This window comes from Dietzia cercidiphylli (genome assembly GCF_014145145.1).
In the GTDB taxonomy this organism is placed as follows: domain Bacteria; phylum Actinomycetota; class Actinomycetes; order Mycobacteriales; family Mycobacteriaceae; genus Dietzia; species Dietzia natronolimnaea.
On the sequence record NZ_JAALEA010000481.1, the window covers coordinates 1 to 4,558 of the forward strand.

Genomic DNA, 4,558 nt, shown 5'->3' on the forward strand with positions numbered 1-4,558 from the left:
GGGGTCGGCCACCACGCCGACCGCCGAGATCGCCATCCAGCCCAGCGCGTGCTCCCCGACGTGCGAGAGCGTCACGGCGGCCTCACGCGATCCGGGCACCGCGAGGAGCCGGCGCTGGATCCCGGCCAGCAACCGGACCTCACCGGTCGGGACGGGGATCTCCACCGTCGGCCCCGTGCCGGCGTGGTCGGGGCCGGCCGGCCCGGGTGCGGTCTCAGGCGTCGAAGACACGGCTCCAGGCCTCCTTGGTGACGAGTTCGGTGTGCGCATCACGGTAGCGGCGCCGCATCTCCGGGAACCGGCGGAAGAGCTCCCTGTGCACGGCCACCGACTCGGCGAACAGGGATCCGGCCTGCTCACGGTCGCGCTTGCGGTAGACCACCCCGCGCCCGTCGGCGGTGGTGACGGTGGCGCCGTCGACCCGGCTCAGCGAGTACCAGCGCGCCTCCACGGGCGGGAAGTTGGCCTGCGGCACCTCGTGGTGCGCCTTGTCGTCCCGGCTGAGGGTGTGCGAGAGGCCCTTTGCCAGGGCGAGCGCCTTGCGGACCGGGCCCCGGGGTTCGGAGTGGATCCCCGCCGGGCCGCCGGAGGGCGCGGGCAGGTCCACGGCCGAGGGGATGACCACGGCGTCGGGGAACTGCGCGCGCATCGCCCGGACCTTGGGCAGGGCCGTCGGCAGCAGTTCGTAGAGCGCCTCCGGTCCGCGCAGGAAGTCGCGGATGGCCTCGATCTGGATGGCCACAGTCGAGTACTCGAGGCACACCAGGTGCTTGACCAGCGCCTTGAGGCTGGACTGCATGATCCCCTTGTGGTCGCCGTCGTGGTACAGCGACGCCACCACCAGTCGGTTGCGCAGGTGGAAGTAGGCCTGCCAGTCGATCGCGTCGTCCTTGTCCGACCACGCCATATGCCAGATCGCCACACCCGGCATGGACACCGTGGGGTGGCCGGCGCGGCGCGCCCGAAGCCCGTACTCCGCGTCGTCCCACTTGATGAACAGCGGCAGGGGCTGCCCGATCTTCTCCGCGACCACCCGCGGGATCAGGCACATCCACCAGCCGTTGTAGTCCACGTCGATCCGGCGGTGCAGTTCCTTGGGGTTCTCCCGGTCGGTGAGGGGGTACCGGGAGAAGTCGTAGTCGTAGTCCGCGTGCGGGGCGGCGGTCCACATGAAGTCGTGCGCCCCCACCACCTCGCCCATGGTGTGGAGGTGGCTGCGCTCCTGGAGGTTGAGCATCTGGCCGCCGACCAGCATCGGCACGCGCGAGAAGCGGGCGAAGGCCAGCGCCCGCAGGATCGAGTCGGGCTCGATCTCGATGTCGTCGTCCATGTACAGGATGTACGGCGAATCGGTGAGCCGCCGGGCCTCGTACATGATGCGGCTGTACCCACCAGAGCCACCCAGGTTGGGCTGATCGAAGATCCGCAGGCGCTCGCCGAGGTACTCGGCGGCCTCCGCGAACCCGGGCTCGTCACGCACCTTGCGGTCGCCCTGGTCCGGCATGAGCACCGCGTCCAGGACCGCGTCCACCTCGGGGTCGGAGGTGAGCGCCCGCAGCGCCGCGACCGCGTCCCCGGGGCGGTTGAAGGTCGGGATACCGACGGTCACCCGGCGGTCGTTGGGCACCTGCACCGACGGATCGGGGGTGCCGTCCGGGCCCGCGTCCGGGCGGGTGGCCGGCGCGTCCACGGCCGAGTACCACCCACCGGCGAGCACCTCGACGTCCGTGTCGGAGGTGAGGTCGAACCAGATCCACCCGCCGTCCTCGAACGGGCCCAGGTCGCAGACGAACTCGACCGTCGTGACCCGGTCCGCCCCCGACTCGCCCGGCTCGCCCACGACGTCCCCGGTGATCGCGATGCGCGAGCCGTCGATCTTGGACCGGTAGAGGTCCACACGGCCGGCGCCGCGGATCGTCAGCCGCAGGACCACCTCACCGAGGATCGTCCAACGACGCCAGTACGCCGCCGCGAAGGCGTTGAAGTAGGTGGCGAAGGAGACCTCGGAATCCGCGCCGACGCTCAGGGTGGTGCGGCCGGCGGAGTGGGCGCGGCGGGCGTTGGTGGGGGCCTCGGCGAGGTAGAGCGATCTCACGTCCAGCGGCTCGCCGGCCCGGGGCAGGATGACCCGCTGGAGGCACTCCCGGCCGATCGGGTCCGCGAGACCGGCGACCGACCGCTCGACCTCGTCGACCAGTTCGTGGTGGCCGTGGTGGTGCATATGGATGAGTCCCCGTCCCTAGTCGAAAGCCGGGTCGATCGTACCCGGCGGGCCGGGGCGATCCCTCCCACCACGCGGAACCGGGGGTTCAGCGGCGTGGACGCGCCACGTAGGTTTGTCTCATGCAGCTCTCCGCCACAGCCCGGCCCCGTCCGACCCTCCGCACCGCCCTGGGCATCCTCGCCCTGTCGGTGCCCCTGGCGCTCGCCGGGTGCGGCACCGACGACTCACCCGCCGAGGACGCGGCCACCGGCACGACCGCGGGGACGCAGACCGGGGCCGAGGCGTCCGACGGAGGAACGGCCGACGCGGTCGAGTGCCCGCCCGCCGAGGGCACCGACGAGCGCATCACCTCGTTCGACTCCGCCCCGCCGATGTGCCTGACCCCCGGGGTCGACTACTCCGCCGTGATCACCACCGACGCCGGCGTGGTGACCGTGGACCTGCTCGAGGACAAGGCGCCGGAGACGGTGAACAACTTCGTCTTCCTGGCCCGCCACAAGTACTACGAGGGCATCACCTTCCACCGGGTGATCCCCGGCTTCATGATCCAGGGCGGCGACCCGCAGGGCACCGGCAGCGGCGGACCGGGCTACCAGTTCTCCGACGAGCTCCCCGCCGAGGGCGAGTACGAGATCGGGTCCATGGCCATGGCCAACGCCGGCCCGGACACCAACGGCTCCCAGTTCTTCATCGTCACCGGCGACTCCGGCGTCTCCCTGCCGCCGGCCTACAGCCTCTTCGGCACCGTCACCGACGGGATGGACGCCGTCACGGCGATCGAGGACGACGGCAGCCCGCAGGGCGCGCCGCGGACCGTGCACACGATCGAGTCGGTCGAGATCGTCGAGGGCTGAGGCGGGCGCCGGGGGTCTAGTACCCGCTCGACCCGCCGCCACCGGAGAACGAGGCGTTGGAGTAGCTCGTGTTGGTGGAACTCGCCGCCTGGGCCGCCTGCACGTCGTGGGCGTGCCAGCTCGAGACCACGTAGAACGGCACGAAGCCGTTGTAGCCGTAGCCGGCGCGCCAGTCCCGGTCGTACAGCCTCGGCGCGTGGCGGTCACCCGCGTCGTCCGCTGCCTCGACATCCGCCATCTCGCGGGCCCGGATGGCCTCCACCACGAGCCGGTAGTCCACCACCAGTCGCGCGTAGCGGTCCATGAAGTCGGTCGCCTGCGTGTCCCGGGAGAGCTCGTCCGCCCGCGCGTCGAGGGCCTTGGCCTCGGCGGCGAGACGCTCGTCCTCCGTCCCCAGCGCGGCGGCCAGCATGTCTTCGTGCAGTTCCCCGAGCTGGCGGCGGCGCACGTCGGCGTCACCCTGTTCCATGCGGAAGAGCTGGTCGATGTTCTCCTCCGCCGCCTCCATCTGATCGACAGTGGTGTGCGCTGTCTCGATGTCGTCGGCCTTCTCGCGGAACTCGGCATCGGTCGACTCCGGCCGCAGGTCCCCGATCCGTCCCATGACGGTGTCCAGCGCGAGGAAGCGGTCCCGCACGTCCTCCCACTGCGAGCGCAGTTCGTCGTCGGCCAGCGGGGAGGTGAGCGAGTTGGCGCGGATGTCCAGCCCGGTGAGCTCCCCCGCGACCCGCCCGTACTCGCGGGAGACCCGGTCGTAGCGTTCCCTCGCCGTCGTCGCCTTCTTCTTGCGGCTCGCCGCGACGCCGGCACCGATCGCGCCCGCGCCGACGACCCCCGCGCCGCCGAGGGCCCACGGCAGCCAGGACGGCATGCCCTCGGGTTCCGGTGCCAGGACCGTGGGGTCGGCCGCCGCCTGCGCACCCGAGAGCAGGCCCACCGCGTGGTTCTCGCGCCGCATCGGGTCCTTCATCGCCTCCAGCGAGCCGTCGAGGTGCCGGCCCTCGAAGAGGTCGAGTGCCACGCAGACGTCGTCGCCGCAGTAGATGCCGACCTGCCGCGACTCCACGTCATTGGCCACGATCAGCGTTCCGGGCGCCCACTTCTCGCGATCCTCCGACACCAGCTCCGGCCGCTCGGCCTGGGCGAAGCGCTCGGTGGTGTCGTTGAGGTTCTCGTTCCCGTCGTCGAAGACCAGGTACTCGACCCGCTGCACCTGCGGCGGGAACGGGATGCGCGCCGTCTCGGTACGCAGGAGATCCTGGTCACCGGCCGAGAGCACACCGGCCCGGTCCGTGATACCGACGCCGACCGTCGAGTCCTGCGCGGGGGCGGGGGCGGGTGCCGGAGCCTGGGCGCCTGCCGGGGCGAGCGGGAGCAGCATCAGCAGCAGGGCCGCGGCGCCGGACAGCACCACGAGCAGGAGGCGGAGGGGGCGGGACACCGAGCTGGTCATGCGTTCACTCTAGGTGCGGCGCATGTC

General features: G+C 71.7%; 3 protein-coding genes and 1 pseudogene. 1 reads left to right on the plus strand and 3 read right to left on the minus strand.

The features are described 5' to 3' along the window. Positions 1-231: pseudogene (locus tag G6028_RS17795) on the minus strand (phosphatase PAP2 family protein); the annotation flags it as partial. Then, a complete protein-coding gene (locus G6028_RS15955) occupies positions 215-2,221 on the minus strand; it encodes a glycosyltransferase (RefSeq protein WP_241730825.1) in 2,007 nt (668 codons plus the stop codon). The gene G6028_RS15955 and the pseudogene G6028_RS17795, both read right to left, overlap by 17 nt. 122 nt (positions 2,222-2,343) lie before the next feature. On the opposite strand from G6028_RS15955, the gene G6028_RS15960 reads away from it, so the two are divergent. Continuing rightward, positions 2,344-3,078, plus strand: coding sequence for a peptidylprolyl isomerase (locus G6028_RS15960; protein WP_179524230.1), 735 nt, complete (start codon positions 2,344-2,346; stop codon positions 3,076-3,078). A 16-nt stretch (positions 3,079-3,094) separates the two neighbouring features. On the opposite strand, the gene G6028_RS15965 is transcribed toward G6028_RS15960, so the two are convergent. Continuing rightward, complete coding sequence (locus tag G6028_RS15965; RefSeq protein WP_182659456.1) at positions 3,095-4,531, minus strand: DUF5129 domain-containing protein; 1,437 nt, start codon at positions 4,529-4,531, stop codon at positions 3,095-3,097. Positions 4,532-4,558: the final 27 nt, after the last annotated feature.